Origin of the sequence: Lysinibacillus fusiformis (assembly GCF_003049525.1) — a bacterium.
Classification (GTDB): Bacteria; Bacillota; Bacilli; order Bacillales_A; family Planococcaceae; genus Lysinibacillus; species Lysinibacillus fusiformis.
In genome coordinates, this window is the sequence record NZ_PYWL01000033.1 from 1 (window position 1) to 603 (window position 603).

At 55.2% G+C, this 603-nt stretch carries 1 protein-coding gene; it reads left to right on the forward strand.

Translation table 11 applies throughout. The features are described 5' to 3' along the window. The coding region (locus C9J29_RS23935) for a hypothetical protein (protein WP_201798437.1) at positions 1-603 on the forward strand (603 nt) is incomplete at both ends.

Genomic DNA, 603 nt, shown 5'->3' on the forward strand with positions numbered 1-603 from the left:
ACTGGCGCTACGGGTGTAACTGGAACCACTGGTTCTACTGGTGATACCGGAACTACTGGCGCTACCGGTTCTACTGGAACTACAGGCTCTACTGGTGTTACCGGAGCTGCGGGTGTAACTGGAACTACTGGGGCTACTGGCGCTACTGGCGCTACAGGTGTAACTGGAACCACTGGTGTAACTGGGGCTACTGGTGATATCGGAGCTACAGGCTCTACTGGTGTTACCGGAGCTACAGGCTCTACTGGTGTTACCGGAGCTACGGGTATAACTGGAGCTACCGGTTCTACTGGTGCTACAGGTATAACTGGAACTACTGGGGCTACTGGGGCTGCCGGTTCTACTGGAACTATTGGTTCTACTGGCGCTACGGGTGTAACTGGAACCACTGGTGTAACTGGCGCTACGGGTGTAACTGGAACCACTGGTGTAACTGGCGCTACGGGTGTAACTGGAACCACTGGTGTAACTGGCGCTACGGGTGTAACTGGGGCTACCGGTTCTACTGGAACTACAGGCTCTACTGGTGTTACCGGAGCTACAGGCTCTACTGGTGTTACCGGAGCTACGGGTGTAACTGGAACTACTGGGGCTACTGGCGCT